The 18,322-nt window shown below is 67.1% G+C and carries 13 protein-coding genes and 2 pseudogenes; 11 read left to right on the forward strand and 4 right to left on the reverse strand.

The annotated features are described in order from the left end of the window. The first annotated feature begins 5 nt into the window (after nucleotides 1–5). The 4 genes from LXM88_RS29800 to LXM88_RS29815 all read left to right on the forward strand — a co-directional run bounded on the left by LXM88_RS29800 (nucleotide 6) and on the right by LXM88_RS29815 (nucleotide 5,193). The gene (locus tag LXM88_RS29800; protein ID WP_262542929.1) at nucleotides 6–1,991 is read left to right on the forward strand and encodes a beta-galactosidase; all 1,986 of its coding nucleotides are present in this window, start codon (nucleotides 6–8) and stop codon (nucleotides 1,989–1,991) included. Between the two features lie 63 nt (nucleotides 1,992–2,054). Beyond that, a complete protein-coding gene (locus LXM88_RS29805) occupies nucleotides 2,055–3,314 on the forward strand; it encodes an ABC transporter substrate-binding protein (protein ID WP_262542930.1) in 1,260 nt (419 codons plus the stop codon). A gap of 65 nt (nucleotides 3,315–3,379) precedes the next feature. Continuing rightward, nucleotides 3,380–4,324: a carbohydrate ABC transporter permease gene (locus LXM88_RS29810; RefSeq protein ID WP_262542932.1), complete on the forward strand. Its 945-nt coding sequence runs from the start codon at nucleotides 3,380–3,382 to the stop codon at nucleotides 4,322–4,324. Nucleotides 4,325–4,341: 17 nt separating this feature from the next. Next, a complete protein-coding gene (locus LXM88_RS29815; protein WP_065503326.1) occupies nucleotides 4,342–5,193 on the forward strand; it encodes a carbohydrate ABC transporter permease in 852 nt (283 codons plus the stop codon). A 238-nt stretch (nucleotides 5,194–5,431) separates the two neighbouring features. Here the strand turns inward: LXM88_RS29815 and LXM88_RS29820 are convergent, their stop codons facing one another. Further along, entirely contained in the window at nucleotides 5,432–5,983 is a 552-nt protein-coding gene (locus LXM88_RS29820; RefSeq protein ID WP_262542933.1) for an ArsR/SmtB family transcription factor, read from the reverse strand. On the opposite strand from LXM88_RS29820, the gene LXM88_RS29825 reads away from it, so the two are divergent. After that, nucleotides 5,982–7,106 (forward strand): MFS transporter, encoded by a 1,125-nt coding sequence (locus tag LXM88_RS29825; protein ID WP_262546981.1) that lies wholly within the window; start codon nucleotides 5,982–5,984, stop codon nucleotides 7,104–7,106. The two genes, LXM88_RS29820 and LXM88_RS29825, sit on opposite strands and share 2 nt — an antisense overlap. Before the next feature lie 163 nt (nucleotides 7,107–7,269). Here LXM88_RS29825 and LXM88_RS29830 read toward each other — a convergent pair whose 3' ends face one another. Then, a complete protein-coding gene (locus tag LXM88_RS29830) occupies nucleotides 7,270–8,673 on the reverse strand; it encodes a GGDEF domain-containing protein (protein WP_262542934.1) in 1,404 nt (467 codons plus the stop codon). 326 nt (nucleotides 8,674–8,999) lie between these two features. Beyond that, a pseudogene (locus LXM88_RS29835) lies at nucleotides 9,000–9,440 on the reverse strand (DUF6306 domain-containing protein); the annotation flags it as partial. Nucleotides 9,441–9,739: 299 nt separating this feature from the next. Here LXM88_RS29835 and LXM88_RS29840 point away from each other — a divergent pair. The 6 genes and pseudogenes from LXM88_RS29840 to LXM88_RS29865 form a co-directional block, all read left to right on the forward strand. Further along, nucleotides 9,740–10,075: pseudogene (locus LXM88_RS29840) on the forward strand (heterodisulfide reductase-related iron-sulfur binding cluster); the annotation flags it as partial. Nucleotides 10,076–10,095: 20 nt separating this feature from the next. After that, nucleotides 10,096–10,500, forward strand: a complete 405-nt coding sequence (locus LXM88_RS29845) for a GlcG/HbpS family heme-binding protein (protein WP_262542936.1) — start codon at nucleotides 10,096–10,098, stop codon at nucleotides 10,498–10,500. A gap of 331 nt (nucleotides 10,501–10,831) precedes the next feature. Beyond that, nucleotides 10,832–13,006 carry a malate synthase G gene (locus LXM88_RS29850; RefSeq protein ID WP_262542937.1) on the forward strand — a complete coding sequence of 725 codons (2,175 nt, stop codon included), beginning with the start codon at nucleotides 10,832–10,834 and terminating at the stop codon, nucleotides 13,004–13,006. 550 nt (nucleotides 13,007–13,556) lie between these two features. Next, nucleotides 13,557–15,122, forward strand: coding sequence for a sensor domain-containing diguanylate cyclase (locus LXM88_RS29855; protein WP_262542938.1), 1,566 nt, complete (start codon nucleotides 13,557–13,559; stop codon nucleotides 15,120–15,122). A 166-nt stretch (nucleotides 15,123–15,288) separates the two neighbouring features. Further along, nucleotides 15,289–16,671, forward strand: a complete 1,383-nt coding sequence (locus LXM88_RS29860) for a cache domain-containing protein (RefSeq protein WP_262542939.1) — start codon at nucleotides 15,289–15,291, stop codon at nucleotides 16,669–16,671. A 30-nt stretch (nucleotides 16,672–16,701) separates the two neighbouring features. After that, nucleotides 16,702–17,346 carry a response regulator gene (locus LXM88_RS29865; RefSeq protein WP_262542940.1) on the forward strand — a complete coding sequence of 215 codons (645 nt, stop codon included), beginning with the start codon at nucleotides 16,702–16,704 and terminating at the stop codon, nucleotides 17,344–17,346. Nucleotides 17,347–17,573: 227 nt separating this feature from the next. Here the strand turns inward: LXM88_RS29865 and LXM88_RS29870 are convergent, their stop codons facing one another. Then, complete coding sequence (locus tag LXM88_RS29870; RefSeq protein WP_047902115.1) at nucleotides 17,574–18,170, reverse strand: MlaC/ttg2D family ABC transporter substrate-binding protein; 597 nt, start codon at nucleotides 18,168–18,170, stop codon at nucleotides 17,574–17,576. Nucleotides 18,171–18,322 lie beyond the last annotated feature (152 nt).

The raw sequence follows: 18,322 nt of genomic DNA on the forward strand, positions 1-18,322 counted from the left end.
CGCGTATGCGCCTCGGAGTCTGCTATTACCCGGAACACTGGCCGGAATCGATGTGGGCGAACGACGCCCGCCGGATGAAAGCGCTCGGCATCGAGCAGGTGCGGATCGCCGAATTTGCATGGAGCCGCATCGAGCCGTCGCCGGGCGAATACGACTGGGGCTGGCTCGACCGCGCGGTCGACGTGCTCGGCGCGGCCGGCCTCGAGATCGTGATGTGCACGCCGACCGCCACGCCGCCGAAATGGCTGGTCGACCGTCATCCCGACATCCTCGCGATCGGCGCCGACGGCCGGCCGCGCGCGTTCGGTTCGCGCCGCCACTACGATTTCTCGTCGCCGACCTATCTCGAAGCGTCGCGCCAGATCTGCACGGCGGTCGCCGAACGCTACGGCCGCCACCCGGCCGTGCGCTACTGGCAGACCGACAACGAGCTGGGTTGCCACCAGACCGTCGTCAGCTACTCGCCGGCCGCGCTCGTGCGTTTTCGTGGATGGCTGAAGGCACGCTACGGCACGATCGACGCGCTGAACCGCGCGTGGGGCACCGTGTTCTGGAGCATGGAGTATCGCCATTTCGACGAGGTCGACGCGCCCGTCGGCACCGTGACCGAAGCCCATCCGTCGCATCGCCTCGACTACCGGCGCTTCGCGTCCGACGAGGTCGCGCGCTATCACCGGATGCAGGTCGACGTGATCCGCGCGCACTCGCCGGGCCGGCCCGTGGCGCACAACTTCATGCAGCTGTTCACCGAGTTCGACCACTACGAGGTCGCGCGCGACCTCGACATCGCGACGTGGGACAGCTATCCGCTCGGCGCGCTCGAGGAGCAATGGTTCGCGCCCGACGTGAAGGCGCGCTGGCTGCGCACCGGCCATCCCGATTTCGCGTCGTTCAATCACGACGTGTATCGCGGCATGTCGAAGCTGCCGTTCTGGGTGATGGAGCAGCAGCCGGGGCCCGTGAACTGGGCGCACTGGAACCCCGCGCCGCTGCCGGGCATGGTGCGCCTGTGGAGCTGGGAGGCGTTCGCGCATGGCGCCGGCTGCGTGTCGTACTTCCGCTGGCGGCAGGCGCCGTTCGCGCAGGAGCAGATGCATGCGGGCCTGCACACGCCGGACGACCAGCTCGACGAAGGCGGCCGCGAGGCGCAACGCGTCGCGCGCGAGATCGCGGCCGTGCACGACGCCGGCGCGGATGCGGACGATCCGGTGCGCGCGCCGGTCGCGCTGATCTACGACTACGAGGCGAAGTGGCTGTTCGAAGTCCAGCCGCAAGGCGTCGATTTCCACTATCCGCGTTTCGCATTCGAGTACTACTCGGCGCTGCGTTCGCTCGGTCTCGACGTCGACGTGGTCTCCGTGCACGCGCCGCTCGACGGCTACCGGCTCGTGGTCGTGCCGCCGCTGCCGATCGTGCCGGACGATTTCGCGGCACGGCTCGCCGCATCGGGCGCGCATGCCGTGTTCGGGCCGCGCACCGGCTCGAAGACCGTCGACCTGCAGATTCCGCCGGCGCTGCCGCCCGGCCCGCTCGCGTCGATCCTGCCGATCCGCGTGTGGCGCGTCGAATCGCTGCGGCCGAACGTGACCGAACGGATCGACGGCACGCTGCGCGACGGCTCGCCGCTCGCGGGCGATGCGCGCCACTGGCGCGACTTCGTCGAGCTGCACGACGACACGCGCAGCGTCGTGCGTGCGCGCTTCGCCGACGGTCATCCGGCCTGCGTATCGCATGGCGTGCTGCACTACTGGGCCGCGCTGTTCGACGACGCGACCACCGCACAACTGTTCGCCGATGTCGCGGCCGAAGCAGGCCTCGCGCCGACGCCGCTCGGCGATGGCGTGCGCATGAGCCGGCGCGGCGGCCTGACCTACGTATTCAACTATGGCGACACGCCGCACACGATCGACGCGGTGCCGCCGTCGGCGTTCGTGCTCGGCGCCGCGCAGGTCGAGCCGCAAGGCGTCGCCGTGTACCGAAGCCGTTCGTAGCACCCGCCACCGGCGCGGCGACGCGCCGGTCACGCACAACGACACACAGGAATGGAGACAACCATGACACATCGCCCCCTTCGCGCCGCCGCCCGGCTCGCAACGGCCGCCGCCATCGCGTTCGCCTCGTTCGGCGCCGCCGCGCCGTCGAGCGCCGGCACGCTGACGATCAACATCGCGTTCAAAGGCGCCAGCCAGCGCGCGGTCTGGCAGTCGACGCTCGACGCGTTCCACAAGGCGCACCCCGACATCGACGTGAAGGCGACCTTCGTCGACGAGGAAGCGTACAAGGTGCAGCTCCCCGCGTGGCTCACGACCGTCGCGCCCGACGTCGTGAACTGGCACGCGGGCGAGCGGATGGCGTACTACGCGAGGCGCGGGCTGTTCGAGGACCTGAGCGGCGACTGGACGAAGAACGGCTGGGGCGCGATGTATGCGTCGACGCGCGACGCATCGTCGTATAACGGCAAGCAGTACGCGGCGCCGACCGTCTATTACTCGTGGGGGCTGTTCTACCGCAAGGACCTGTTCCGCAAGGTCGGCATCGCCGACGAGCCGAAGACCTGGGACCAGTTTCTCGATGCGTGCAAGAAGCTGAAGGCGGCCGGCATCACGCCGGTCGCGGTCGGCGGCCGCGACGCGTGGACGCTCGCCGGCTGGTTCGACTATCTCGACCTGCGCGTGAACGGCAACGCGTTCCACCAGCAGCTGATGGCCGGCGACGTGCCGTACACCGACCCGCGCGTGAAGAAGGTCTACACGACGTGGAAATCGCTGATCGATGCCGGCTACTTCATCGACAACGCGCTGTCCTACGATCTCGACGGCGCGCAGCCGTTCCTGTTCCAGGGCAAGGCCGCGATGATGCTGATGGGCACCTTCATCGCCGCCGGCTTCCCGCCGAACGTGAAACAGGAAATGGGCTACTACCGCTTCCCGATCATCGACCCGAAGGTGCCGACCGCCGAGGACGGCCCGGTCGAATCGCTGCATATTCCGACGAAGGCGAAGAACAAGACCGACGCGCACACGTTCCTCGCGTTCGTGCAGACCCCCGAGATGAGTGCGAAGCTCGCGGAAGGCCTCGGCTCGCTGTCGGCCAACAGCAAGTCGCCCGAGCCGGCCGATCCGATCTCGCGCATCGGCTTCCGGATCCTCGCCGACACGAGGGGCGGCGTCGCGCAGTTCTACGACCGCGACATGACGAAGGAAATGGCCGACGAAGGGATGAAGGGCATGCAGCAGTTCCTGGCCGATCCGGCGCAGCTCGATACGGTGCTCGCGCAGCTCGAACAGACCCGCAAGCGGATCTACAAGAAGTGACCGCGTAGCGACCGCGTGACCCAGCCGGCGGCCCTGTGCCGCCGCGTCAGTACAGGAGGCTTGCCGTGTCCAGTCCGATCACGTCCACCCCGCGCGCCGGCGCCGCGCCGCCGCCGCGCGGAGCATCCGCCGCCGCGTTGCCCGCGCGCCGCCCGTCGCCCGCCGTGCGGCGGCAACGGCGTGCCGCGTGGCTCTTTCTCGCGCCCGCCTGCGCAATGGTTGCCGTCTATGTGGTCTGGCCGATCCTGTCGACGCTGTGGCTGAGCCTGTACAACTGGGACGGGATGACCGAGCGCAGCTTCGTCGGGCTCGCGAACTACGTCGAACTGCTGCACGCGCCGACGTTCTACACCGCGTTGCGCAACAACGTGATCTGGCTCGCGCTGTTCATGCTCGCGCCGCCGCTCGGCCTCGCGCTCGCGCTGTATTTGAACCAGGCGGTCGCCGGCATCCGGCTCGTGAAATCGCTGTTCTTCGCGCCGTTCGTGCTGTCCGGCGTGGTCGTCGGCCTGATCTTCTCGTGGTTCTACGATCCGACGTTCGGGCTGCTCGCGCTGCTCGCCGGGCACGGCATCCCGGTGCTCGGCGATGCGCGCTACGCGACGCTCGGCATCGTATTCGCCGCGCTGTGGCCGCAAACGGCGTACTGCATGATCCTGTACCTGACCGGCCTCACGTCGGTCAACCCGGAACAGATCGAAGCGGCGCGGATGGAAGGCGCGCGCGGCTTCGCGCTGCTGTGGCACGTCGTGCTGCCGCAACTGCGGCCGACCACCTTCATGGCGATCGTCGTCACGGTGATCGGCGCGCTGCGCAGCTTCGACCTGATCTCGGTGATGACGAGCGGCGGCCCGTTCGAGAGTTCGACCGTGCTCGCGTATTACATGTACGACCAGGCGATCAAGTACTACCGGCTCGGCTATTCCGCGTCGATCGCGGTCGTGCTGTTCGCGATCATGCTCGTCTACATCGTGTTCCAGTTGCGCCGCATGCTGCGCAACGAGCAATAACCCGACCGGTGGCCATCATGTTTCCGACTCCCGTTGCCCAATGGAAGCCCGTCTCGCGCCGGCTGTACAAGCTGTCGCTGCCCGTCGCGCTGCTGATCTGGCTGCTGCCGATGATCGCGGTGTTCGTCACGTCGGTGCGCTCGACCGAGGAACTGGTCGAAGGGCACTACTGGGGCTGGCCGCGTCACTTCGCGATGGTCGAGAACTATCGCGACGCGCTGACGACGTCGCCGATGCTGCATTACTTCTGGAACAGCGTGCAGATCACGGTGCCGTCCGTGCTCGGCTCGATCGCGCTCGCGGCGATGGCCGGCTTCGCGCTCGCGACCTACCGGTTTCGCGGCAATGCCGCGCTGTTCGGCACGTTCGTCGCCGGCAACTTCGTGCCGGTGCAGGTGCTGATGATCCCGGTGCGCGACCTGTCGCTCCGGCTCGGCGTGTTCAATACCGTCGAAGCGCTGATCCTGTTCCATGTCGCGTTCCAGACCGGCTTCTGCACGCTGTTCCTGCGCAACTTCATCAAGCAGTTGCCGTTCGAGCTGATCGAGGCCGCGCGCATCGAGGGCGCGGGCGAATGGACGGTGTTCTGGCGGATCGTGCTGCCGCTGATCCGGCCCGCGCTCGCGGCGCTCGCGATCCTCGTGTTCACGTTCGTGTGGAACGACTACTTCTGGGCGCTGTGTCTCACGCAAGGCGACGAAGCCGCGCCGATCACGGCGGGCGTCGCGGCGCTGAAGGGGCAATGGACGACGTCGTGGAATCTCGTATCAGCCGGGTCGATTCTTGCCGCGCTGCCGTCGGTCGCGATGTTCTTCGCGATGCAGAAACATTTCGTCGCGGGGCTCACGTTCGGCGCGACGAAAGGCTGAACGCGCGCCGCCCGCACACTCGCATCTCCCCCTCCGCATCGTGAGGTTGCCCGCTTCGGCGGGCTTTTTTCATGCGGCGCGGATTTCCGTGGGTGACGCTGATCGACGCTGAAGAGGCGCTCGGGTCTCTCAAAAGCGGCCGTTCGACATGCCGGCTGGTCAGCTGCCGCCGGCTCCGACGATGCGAGCAACGTGTGCGGCGAAACCATCGATCCGCCCGTAGACGACACGGGCGGACTCAGCCCTGTTCGTCGCCGGACGGCTCCCATGCGATCACCAGTTGCAGCAGCCCCGGAAATCGCGAATCCAGATCCTCGGTTCGCACGCGGCTGCGTCGCTCGAGCCCGTATTGACGCTGGCGAATCACGCCCGCTTCACGCAGCGCCTTGAAGTGATGGGTCAATGACGATTTCGCGCGATTGAAACCGAACCAGCTGCACGGGTGGTCGTATGCCTCGGATTCCAGCAACAGCCGGCGGACGATCGTCAGGCGCAACGGGTCGGCCAGTGCCCCGAATATCGCGTCCAGGCGCAAATCGGACACTGCCGGTTCCGGCAGCGGATCGGGAAGGTTGGCAGGGACTGCGGCGGCCAGGTCGGGGTGGGTCGTGCGTTTCATGTTCACGACTATATCACTGTACGAGTTTTTTCGAACTAAGCTATAGTACGAAAAAACTCGTACAAGGAAGATCGTCGTGTCCGATACTGCCGCAGTGCAATCCAGCCGCGCGTCCGCGCACATTTCCCCCGACATGTGGCGCGCCGCATGGACGGTCACATCCGTGTTCATGCTGTCCAATTCCCCGACACCGCTGTACGTGGTCTGGCAGCGCACGCTCGGTTTTTCATCCGGTACCCTGACGGTCATCTTTGCGCTGTACATCCTGGGGCTGCTGGGCACGCTGTCGGTGGCCGGGCAGCTATCGGACCGTTATGGCCGCAAGCCGGTGCTTCTGCCGGGCATCGTTGTCGCGCTGGTCGCATGTGCGTTGTTCGCAAGCGCAACGTCCACCGCAACACTTGCCGTTGCCCGGTTGCTGACGGGCGTCTCGGTCGGCGTCATCGTGTCGGCAGGAATGGCGTCGGTGGCGGACCTCGGTGGTGGCGAGCGTCGACGCCAGGCAGCCCTGCTCGCATCGGTAGCGATGGTCGTCGGCGCGGGCCTCGGGCCGTTGCTGGCCGGCGGCACGGCACAAACGGTCGCGCATCCGGTCGCGCCGGTGTTCGGTATCGAATTCCTGGTGCTGCTGAGTGCTCTCGTCATTGCGTGGCGCTTGCCCCTCGGCCGGCCGGCGAGGGCAACCGGCCATGTCGCGCGCCTGCATCTGCCGTCGGTCCCGGCGATGAATCGGCGGCACGTCGCGGCCGGTATCGGCGTTTTCGGGCCCGGCATCACGGCAACATCGTTCGTGCTTGCGTTGGGGCCTTCGTTACTCGCCCGTCTGCTCGAAGTTCGCAGTCCGTTGCTCGCCGGCGGCATGGCGTGCGCGATGTTTCTCGCTGCAACGGGCGTTCAGTTCGCCGTGCGGCGTTGGTCGGTACGTGCGTTGTTCGTCGCAGGTACGGCGGCGACCGTACTGTCGATGGCTGCACTGTGTGCCGCGGTGCATGTGCTGTCGGCGCCCGTTCTGGTGGCCGCTGCGCTGTTCGCGGGGGTAGCGCAAGGCCTTGGGCAGTTGGGCGGCCTGACGCTCATCGGCCTGCATGTGCCGGACACGCGCAGGGCCGAAGCCATTGCCGTCATGAACATCGGCGGTTATCTGCCGGCAGGGCTGCTGCCCGTCATCACCGGCTACGCGATCGACTTCCTTGGCCTGGCGGCCGGTGCCACGGCATTTGCCATCGCACTCGCGCTGATCGCGCTGGGGGCCGGTTGGATGGTCTTTCGATCGCTGAAACCCGGCGGCGACTGATGGTGGGCGCGCGTCATTCCGTGGGTGACGCCGACCGCCCCGTTCCCGCCATCGGAGACGCCGGACCGCAAGCGACAACTTTCGAGTGTTCAACGGTCAAATGGCTGGCCGGTAGCGGCCCGCGCACCGGTTCTGCGTCTTTCGAGCCCCCGCTCTCGGCGCGCTACGCAGCAATCACGCGGTTTCGCCCCTGATGCTTGGCCTGATACAAGCGCTCGTCTGCCTTGCGCAGAATCGCGTCGATCGTCTCCCCGTCACGGCCAAACTCCGATATGCCGACGCTCACCGTGACCTCGATCGGTTTGCCATCGCCATTCTCGAATGGCGCGCCGGCAATCGCTGCGCGAATGCGCTCGCCGACCGTGCGGGCAGTATCCAGAGCGGCCTGCGGCAACAAGACCATGAATTCTTCGCCGCCCACCCGCGCCACGCCGTCGTACGGGCGGATCGCGTCGAGGCATTTCTTGACGAAGCGTTGCAGGACCTGGTCGCCCGTCTGATGCCCATAGCTATCGTTGATTGCCTTGAAGTGGTCGAGGTCGAGTGAAAGCAGCGAGAACGGTGCGCCGTTTCGCCTCGCACGGGCAATTTCCGCCTCGACGCGTTCGATGAACCGCCGCCGGTTGGCCGCGCCGGTCAAAGGATCGGTCGCGGCCATGTATTCGAGTTTCTCGTTGGTTCGCTGCAGTTCCTGCAACGCGCGTTCCGTGCGGGCCATCGCTTCGCGCAAGCGGGCGAACAGCTCTTCCTGGCTATAGATGGTCGAGAACGAGCGCGTTGTGTGAAATGCCTGCACGACACCGTAACTCAGCAGGAAAAATCCCCCGGCGAAGATCACATGTGCGAGCCACCACATATGGTTCCACGGGCGGCCCAGGATGAACGCAAGCGACGAGAGCGCGAACGACGAAACCGAGATGCCGTAGATCAGCATGAGCGGGGTGTGGATGCGCCGCACCACCAGCGCGATGACGTTGATGGTCGAAAAGGCGAGTGCACCGCCTTCCATCGACAGGCGAACCCACGGACTGCCGGCAAATGGCGAGTACGCGACCCAGGCCACCAGCACATCGATCAGCACGAACGCGACGACCCATGTCGCCCACGCCCGACGATCGACGCGGAAAGCCTCGCCGTCCGCCGACCGACTGTACGAGAGCTGTCCTACAAAGATCAAGATGGACATGACGAGGCGCGAGGCCGGCCCATACAACAGGAAGAGCCAGATATTGTGATGCGCCATGCCGGTGAAGGCGCCGTGCAATGCGTAGATCAGCGAAAAGCCCAGAAAGCCGAGCGTAAGCCAACGCAGCAGCGGCTCTCCCGACAAGCGATAACAACGCCAGCATACGTAGGTGACGAACACACCTTCGAGCGTCGCGGCTGCGATCGCCAGCTCGTGGAATGCGTGATTCTCGAATTTCAGCGAGGGGTTCTGAAAGAAATAGAAGTACGCGATCAGAAATGCCGGCACCAACGCGAAGCCGGCGAGCAGCAGCCTGGTGTATACCTTGGTGATGAGCTGGATGGCGGCGGCCGGCTCGTTTGCGGATGCGGCGATGCTCATCGTCTCCCCCCGGATTCCGTCGGATCAATCCAGTATATGCATAGCGATTTGCATTTGATACCGGCCGGACATCATAGAATCGCGTGCAGTAAATAGATCGTTGAATTGAATCGAAACCGGTTCTTACGAACGTAATCCGAGCGTTGCGGATGACGGGAACGGTCAGTGACGCAATTTTCGTATTCGTCAATCGAACGTCTGTTTACACGACGGGCCGGATGTCGATGCGGCCGGGCGGCCCGATTGGCGAGTGGCGCTTCGTGGCCGGCCGCCCCTTTGCCTGCGTTCCCCGCCATTCCGCGAAGCACTTGTTTGTGCGGCCGCCGTTACCCGCGGCCCGATTCTCCATCGCGCAACCGCACGTCCACTGCGCCGATGTTCTTCTCGTGCGCAACCAGCATCAGCGACAGCGCGTGGTGCATGTCCGGATCCGCGAGCGTCGGCAGCAGCGTCTGCAGCTTGCGGACGACCCAGCGCTGGCCACGGTTCAGGAACGCCAGGCGCTCCGCCAGATCGTCGATCGCCATCGCCTTTTCGTAGAACGTACCGGTGGCACGCGTCGGCGTCGCGTCGAGCGACCGGATCGCGTCGACGAGCACGCTGCACCAGTGCGCTTCGTCCTGGCGGATATGTGCGATCAGCCGATGCAGTTCGGGATCATCCGTCACCTCGGCCGCCGTCTCGGAAGCGACCCGCGCGCCCGCGCGCTCGGCCTCCAGCAGTTCGTCGAGCGCCGCCAGCAGCGCGGTGCGGCGTTCATGCGGAATCGGGTCGGCGCGGGCGTCGGGCCCGTCGCCACGCGTCGGAATCGACATGCGGCATCCTCCTGTCAGGATCGGCGGCGCGTCACGCTCGACGGCTCGAAACGCGTGCTGCGCGGATGTGCGCAGGTCATGACGACGGGCACATCGAATGGATCACATTGTGACATATTCCATTGTGGCGCCGCATCGGCAACGCACTTTGCTTGATTCACATCATCGCGCGAACGATCCGGCGCCCGCTCACGTCCACCCTTCGAGCCGCAACGTCGAGCGCACGAGCCGCTCGACGCGCTGACCGATGCGACGCCACGCTGCGTCGCGTGGCGGTCCACTGCCCGTGCACGCTGCAGCACGCGCAGCGCCTCGGCAGCGCGGTCGAAAGCATCCTGACGCGGCTCGGCTTCGATCTGACGAATGTCGCCGACGGCCATCCGTGCCGCGGCTCGGCCGGCACGTATTCGCTGACGCAGCCCGAACTCGCGACGAAACTGCGCGACAACCGGCTCGACGCGCTCGAAGCCGCGCGGCCGGACCTGATTGTCACGGCCGGCGTCGGCTGCCAGACTCACCTTAACGGCGCGGGACGCACGCCCGTGCGCCACTGGATCGAGCTCGTCGACAACCGGCTCGTCAATTGACCTGGTTCCGGAGGACATCCATGCAGACGAAACCCGAACTCGAACTCGCCGATGCCGACCGCATGCTCGCCGCCGCCCGCGCGGAAGCGGAGCGTCACGGCTGGGCCGTGTCGATCGCCGTCGTCGACGACGGCGGCCACCTGCTCGCGTTCGCACGGCTGAACGGCGCATCGCCGGCCAGTTCTTACATCGCTCAGGACAAGGCGCGCGCGGCGGCGCTCGGCCGTCGCGAGACGAAGGCGTATGAGGATATGATCAACGGTGGCCGCACCGCGTTTCTCAGCGTGCCGCTGACGGGGTTGCTCGAAGGCGGCGTGCCGGTCACGGTCGGCGGCCGGATTGCGGGTGCGATCGGCGTGTCTGGCGTAAAGTCCGAACAGGACGCGCAGATCGCCCGCGCCGGCACACAAAGCGTCGCGGAATAAAGGAGGGCCTGCTCACGCTAATAACGGGCTTGCGCTGGCCACCAGAAGGGCCGAGCGCAAGGACTGCGACGAAGCGAATACTCGACGTATTCGCAAGGAGCATGACGCAGCGATCGGCCCTTCTGGTGGCCAGCCCCATAAATGGTTTTTTTAAATCACGGGAACGAGCCTTGCCGGCCGCATTGCGGCGTCGCGCGTCGCTTGTTTGGCTCGGCCAAACGGCGCTCCTTGCTCCTTGCACTACGACCGGCAAGGCTCGTTCGCAAGCCCGTTATTAGCGTGAGCAGGCCCTCTAGCCGCGCGCGCGCATTTTTCCCCGGGAGGATTAACGATGATCGACCAAGCAGGACTGCAAGTCGCGCCAGCGCTGAGCCAGTTCATTGAAAACGAAGCGCTGCCGGGCACCGGCATCGACCAGGCCGCGTTCTGGAGCGGGTTCTCGGCCCTGGTGCACGACCTGGCGCCGCGCAACCGCGAACTGCTCGCGGAACGCGACCGCCTGCAGCAGGAACTCGATGCCTGGCACCGCGCGCACCCCGGCCCCGTGCGCGACCACGCCGCGTATCGCGCGTTCCTCGAACAGATCGGCTACCTCGTGCCGGTCCCGTCGAACGTCGCGGCAGCCACCGCGAACGTCGACAGCGAGATCGCCACGCAGGCCGGCCCGCAGCTCGTCGTGCCGCTGTCGAACGCGCGTTATGCGCTGAACGCCGCGAACGCCCGCTGGGGCAGCCTGTACGACGCACTGTACGGCACCGACGCGCTGCCTGAAGACGGCGGCGCCGAACGCACCGCGACCTACAACCCGACGCGCGGCCAGCGCGTGATCGACTACGCGCGCAACGTGCTCGACAACGCGGCGCCGCTCGCGAGCGGCTCGCACAGCGACGCGCTGCGCTACCGCGTGCAGGACGGCCAGCTCGCCGTCGAAACCGGCAAGGGTGTCGTGCATCTCGCGCAACCCGCGCAGTTCGTCGGCTACCAGGGTGCGGCCGACGCACCGTCCGCAATCCTGCTGAAGCACCACGGCCTGCACCTCGAGATCCAGATCGATGCGTCGACGCCGATCGGCCGCGCCGATCTCGCGAACGTGAAGGACGTCGTGCTCGAAGCCGCGGTCAGCACGATCATCGACTGCGAGGATTCGGTCGCGGCGGTCGACGCCGACGACAAGGTCCAGCTCTACCGCAACTGGCTCGGCCTGATGCAGGGCACGCTGGTCGAGGAAGTCGCGAAGGGCGGCAAGTCCTTCACACGCCGCCTGAACGCCGACCGCGAGTACGCGACGCCCGACGGCGGCACGCTGTCGCTGCACGGCCGCTCGCTGCTGTTCGTGCGCAACGTCGGCCACCTGATGACCAACGGCGCAGTGCTCGACCGCGACGGCAACGAGATTCCGGAAGGGATCCTCGACGGCGTCGTCACGACGCTGTGCGCGCTGCACGACCTGAAGGCGAAGCGCAATTCGCGCACGGGCTCGATCTACATCGTGAAGCCGAAGATGCACGGCCCGGTCGAAGTCGCGTTCGCCGATACGCTGTTCGCACGCATCGAGGATCTGTACGGCCTGCCGCGCAACACGCTGAAGATGGGCATCATGGACGAGGAGCGCCGCACCAGCGTGAACCTCGCCGCGTGCATCGCGGCGGCCGCCGCGCGGGTCGCGTTCATCAACACCGGCTTCCTCGACCGCACCGGCGACGAGATGCACACCGCGATGGAAGCGGGCCCGATGATCCGCAAGGGCGACATGAAGTCGTCGGCGTGGATCACGTCGTACGAGCGCAACAACGTGCTCGCGGGCCTGTCGGCCGGCCTGCGCGGCCGCGCGCAGATCGGCAAGGGCATGTGGGCGATGCCGGACCTGATGCACGCAATGCTCGAGCAGAAGATCGCGCATCCGCGCGCGGGTGCGAACACCGCGTGGGTGCCGTCGCCGACCGCCGCGACGCTGCACGCACTGCACTACCACCTCGTCGACGTGCAGGCCGTCCAGCAGGAACTCGAAAAGACGCCGTACGCGAGCGAGCGCGACACGCTGCTCGAGGGCCTGCTGACCGTGCCGGTCGTCGAGCGCGCCGAATGGAGCGAAGACGAGATCCTGAGCGAGGTCGAGAACAACGCGCAGGGCATCCTCGGCTACGTCGTGCGCTGGGTCGAACAGGGCGTCGGCTGCTCGAAGGTGCCGGACATCCACGACGTCGGCCTGATGGAAGACCGCGCGACGCTGCGCATTTCGAGCCAGCACATCGCGAACTGGCTGCGCCACGGCGTGATCACCGAGGCCTTCGTGCTCGACGTGTTCAAGCGGATGGCGCGCGTCGTCGACCAGCAGAACGCCGGCGACCCGAACTATCGCCCGATGGCGCCCGGCTACGACCAGTCGACCGCGTTCAAGGCCGCGTGCGCGCTCGCGCTGCAGGGCACGTCGCAGCCGAGCGGCTATACCGAGCCGCTGCTGCACCGGTTCCGGCTCGCGTACAAGGCGCAACAGCACGGCGCCTGAGCATGCGCATGCGGGCCCGTCCCGCATGCCGGCGCCACGAAACGGGCGGCCTCCATGGCCGCCCGTTTTCATTCTTACGTTCGCGCGGCCGTTGAAACCGATAATCGGCACATATTGCGTGCTTTCAAGTTTTGCATGCGCCGGCCGTTAATTCACCTGAATCGGCGGCCGTACGCGGCGCGCTTGCACCCGTCACGCGGCAAAGCCTTGCGCAGTAACGCTTTCCCCGATATTTGCAAGCCCGGGATTTCACTGTAATTTGATCCGGATCAACGGGCCGCAACATTTTCCGCGCACGCGAATGCGCGCGTTATACTCCGTTGAATCCGCGCCGCCCGATTCGTCGGATCATCGAATCGCGGCAGATGTCGCCGATGAATGCACAATTTACCGGTATATCTGGCCGCGAATATCGATAATCGGTGTCCACTTTCTCCGCCGGGCGGGAAGAAGGCGCCGGAAGGGCCGCGCACCGGATCGCCGTCGACACGTCATACGAACAATCGCATCGGCCCGCCGCCCGGCGACGATGCCCATCGATCCACGGACCATGGCAGAAACCGACTACGCAATGCCCAGCGAATCCGGCCTGACGCGCCGTGTCGCCGCTCATCTGCGCCGGTTCCTGCTGCCGCACCTGATCTTCTATACGGGGCTGCTGATCGCGCTGATCCTGCTGATCCTGTGCGGGGTCCTGCTGTACGAAGGCCGCATCGACGCGCGCGACCGCTCGCGCGCGATGCAGCAGAACCTCGCGCTGATGGCGTCGTGGGACATCGAGCGCAACATCGAGATCTATTCGCTGTCGCTGCAGGCCGTCGTCGAAGGCGAGAACGACCCCGCGGTCGTCGCGCTGCCGATGTCGCTGCGCCGCCAAGTGCTGTTCGACCGCGCGACGACGGCCAAGTACCTCGGCGGCATCTACGTGCTCGACGCCAAAGGCGACATCGCGGTCGACGGCATGAGCGACGTGCCCCGCAAGGCCAACTTCGGCAACGAACCGTACTTCACCGTCCACCGCGACCACCCCGACGTCGGCCTGTACGTCAGCAACCCGTACCATTCGCGGCTGCGTGGCGGCTCGCCGAGCATCGCGCTCAGCCGGCGGATCACGAAGCCCGACGGGTCGTTCGGCGGCGTCGCGGTGATGTCGATCCGGCTCGAATATTTCCAGAACCTGTTCTCGCGCCTGTCTCTCGGCGACCGCGGCTCGGTCGCGCTGATGAACACGAGCGGCCTGATGCTTGCGCGCGAACCGTACGACCCTAAGATCGTCGGCCGCGACATCAGCCGCGCCAGCACGTTCCGGCATTTCATGACCGCCAGCGAAGGCAGCTTCGCCGATACCGCGTCGATCGACGGCGTGCGGCGCCTGTACGTGTTCCGGCACCTCGATCACCTGCCGCTCATCATCATGGTTGCGCGGTCGGAAGCGGACACCTACGCCGCGTGGTACGACCGCGCGATTCCGGTCGGCTCCGCGATGGGCGCGCTCGCGATCGGCTTCGTCGGCCTGTCGCTGCTGCTCGACGTGCAGCTGCGCAAGCGCCATCGCGCGGAAACCGAACTGCAGGCGCTCGCGCGCACCGACGGCCTTACGGGCCTCGACAACCGCCGGATGCTCGACGTCACGCTCGCGCGCGAATGGCGCCGCGCCGCGCGCTCGCAGCTTGCGCTGTCGCTGCTGTTCATCGATGTCGACTACTTCAAGCGCTACAACGACACGCAGGGCCATCAGGCCGGCGACGACGCGCTCGCCGCGGTCGGCCATTGCATCGCCGGCTGCCTGCGCCGCCCGGCCGACTATGCGGCGCGCTACGGCGGCGAGGAGTTCGTCGTCGTGCTGCCCGACGTCGACACGGACGGCGCGGTGACGATCGCAGAGACGATCCGCACCGGCATCCTCGATCTCGGCATCCGGCACGACGCCGGCACGGCCGGCCGCCTGACGGTCAGCATCGGCGTGACGACGAGCTATCCCGAACTCGACAACGACATGCAGGCCGCGCTGAAGCTCGCCGACGATGCGCTGTATCGCGCGAAGGAAAGCGGGCGCAACCGCATCGTCGTACTGACGCCCGCGCCCTCCGACGATCTCGAGTCGCGGCGGGCCTGAGCGCCCGGGCCCCGCGCTGCGGCGGGGCGGCCGCCCGGTCGCAGCCGCCCGCGTGCAAAATCGCCGACAATGTCGGCTCGATACGCCGCCGCGCCGCCGCGCGGCTGACGCGCCCGGCCGGCCGCACCTGGCCGGCCGCACCGGTTCGCGGCCGCTTCGCACCACCATGAGACTCAAGGCAAAGATCTTCCTTCTGGCCATCGTGCCGTTCCTGCTCGCGATCGCCGGCATCGGCTTCGGCGTGCGCCAGCAGGCGACGTCGCTCGCGCGCACGCAGCACGCGACGATCCAGGCCGCGTACCTGTCGAGCAAGGAAGTCGAGCTGAAGCACTACGTCGAGCTCGCGACGAGCGCGATCATGCCGCTCTACGACGCGAGCGGCCGCAATGCGCGCGACGACGCGCTGCTGCGCACGCAGGCGCTCGCGATGCTGCAGAAGATGGATTTCGGGCCCGACGGCTATTTCTTCGTGTACGACCTGCACGGCAATGCGCTGATGCACCCGCGCGAGCCCGAGCGCGTCGGCCACAACTTCTGGTCGATGCGCGATCCGCAGGGCGCGCTGACGATCCAGAAGCTGATCGGCGCGGCGTCGCACGGCGGCGGCTACGTGCGCTATGCATGGCAGCGGCCGTCGACGGGCCGCGTCGCGCCGAAGCTCGGCTACGTCGTCGCGCTCGAACGCTGGGGCTGGATGGTCGGCACGGGCATCTATCTCGACGACGTCGACACCGCGCTGCAGCGCATCGACGCGCGCGCGTCCGCGAACATCGAGCGCACGATGAGCTGGCTCACCGCGATCGCGCTCACGGGCGCGGCGGCGATCGCCGTGTGCGCGCTGGTGCTGAACGTCAGCGAGTCGCGCAGCGCCGACGCGAAGCTCAAGCTGCTCGCGCAGCGCGTCGTCGAATCGCAGGAGCAGGAGCGCGCTCGGCTGTCGCGCGAACTGCACGACGGGATCAGCCAGATGATGGTGTCGGCGAAGCTGATGCTCGAATCCGCGCTCGCGCGCTTCGAACGCGGCACGTCGCGCGTGCCCGAGGCCGAACAGGCGCTCGTGTCCGGCGTCGGGCGGCTCGGCGACACGCTGCGCGAAGTGCGGCGCATCTCGCATGCGCTGCGTCCGTCGATGCTCGACGATCTCGGTCTCGCGGCCGCGCTCGAGCAGCTCGTCCGCGAGCTCGGCGCCGAAAGCGGCATCGACATCGGCTATACGCAGGTCGCGCACAGCGGCACGCGGCCGCTGCCCGAGGCGGTCAACACCGCGCTGTTCCGGATCGCGCAGGAAGCGCTCAGCAACATCGTGCATCATGCGCAGGCGACGCGCGCGGCCGTCACGCTCGACGTCGGCGCGCACTCCGTCACGCTGACCATCGCCGACAACGGCTGCGGCTTCGACGCCGAACGCTCGCAGGCCGACGCGCGCCGCGGCATCGGCCTGCGCAACATGCGCGAGCGCCTCGACGCGCTCGGCGGCATGCTGACGATCTCGTCGCAGGTCGGCCACACGATCGTCGCCGCACGTGTGCCGCTGCGCGGCGACGCGTGACGACGCACCCCATAACAGGAGACTTTTCGCATGAGCGCCCCCGACACCGCCCGGCCCGCTGCCCGATTGCTGCTCGTCGACGATCACCCGCTCGTGCGCGACGGCTTGCGGATGCGCCTCGAAGCAGCCGACCTGTCCGTGGTCGGCGAGGCCGGCAACGCCGACGAGGCGCTCGCGCTCGCCGCGTCGCTCGAACCCGATCTCGCACTGATGGACGTCGGCATGAACGGGATGAACGGCATCGCGCTGTCGGGCGTGTTCCACGAGCGTTTTCCCGGCATCCGCGTGCTGATGCTGTCGATGCACGACAACGTCGAATACGTGACGCAGGCCGTGCGTGCCGGCGCGAGCGGCTACCTGCTGAAGGATTCGCCCGCGAGCGAGATCGTCCGCGCGATCGGCGCGGTGCTGGCCGGACAGACGTTCTTCAGCGAAGGGCTTGCCGCGCGGATGATTCACGCGAGCGCGACCGCATCGCCGCTCGATCGCCTGACGCCGCGCGAACGCGACATCCTCGACGCGCTGGCCGAGGGGTTGTCGAGCAAGCAGATCGCGCAGCAGACGGGGCTGTCGGTGCGCACGGTCGAAACGCACCGGCTCAATTTGAAGCGCAAGCTCGAGATCGAAGGGCAGGCCGAGCTGATCAAGTTCGCGGTCGAGCATCGGCGGCGGTAGGCACGCCCGACGCGGCGATCCGCTGCGCAAGACGCGACCAACCGGCCTGCACGCCGCATCGTTCCGCCTGCGAAGACGTCACGCACGACGCCGTCGTCCGCGATTGCCTGCGGATGCTCGGCGCCGGCGAATAACGCGCGACGGGCGGGTGCCGCACGCGCGGCCCGCAACGAAAAAGGGCGCACCAGGGCGCCCGTCATGCATCCGGACTGCGGACCGCGCGGCCGTCAGTTCGTCCGCGAATTGTGCTTCTGCAGATAAGCGATCAGCCCGGCGATCCCGCCCGACGCGAGCTGGCTCTTGAACTGGCCCTGGTAGACCTGGATCAGCCACGCGCCCGACATGTCGATGTCGTAGATCTTCCAGTCGTTGCCGACCTTGCCGAGACGATAGCCGACCGACTGGCTGTCGCCCGGCGTCGTCACCGTCGACTGCACGAGCGCGTCGGCGCCCGACGCGCCGCCGGCCTTGAACGAGAACTTCGCGTCCTGGCCGCCGAGCTGCGCGAGCGACGCGGCATAGGTGCGCGTCATCAGCAGCTTGAACTGCTTGTACAGCTCCTGTTGCTGATCCGGCGTCGCCTGCTTCCACGCGTCGCCGACGGCGATGCGGGTCGTGCGCTCGAAGTTGGTCGCGGGCAGGAAACGCTGCTCGACGACCTGCGTGACCTTCGCCATGTCGCCGCCGCGTGCGGCCGGATCGGCCTTCATCGCGGTGACGGTGCCCTCGACCGCATTGCGGACGATATCGACCGGCGCGCTCTGCGCGAAAGCGGAAACCGACACGGCGGCGGCCGCGACGAAAGCAAACAGATGACGTTTCATACGGATATCGATATCGCACTCAATGGGAAAAAACGACCGGCTCTTGGCGTCGGCCGGTGGAGCAAAGTATACCGGGCCCGACGCCCGGTTGCCGCGCCGTGACCGACTGTTACCTTTCAGCTTCGTTTGTCACAGGTGCGGGCGGAGGGGCG

It is taken from the genome of Burkholderia sp. S-53 (genome assembly GCF_025560745.1).
GTDB lineage: Bacteria > Pseudomonadota > Gammaproteobacteria > Burkholderiales > Burkholderiaceae > Burkholderia > Burkholderia pyrrocinia.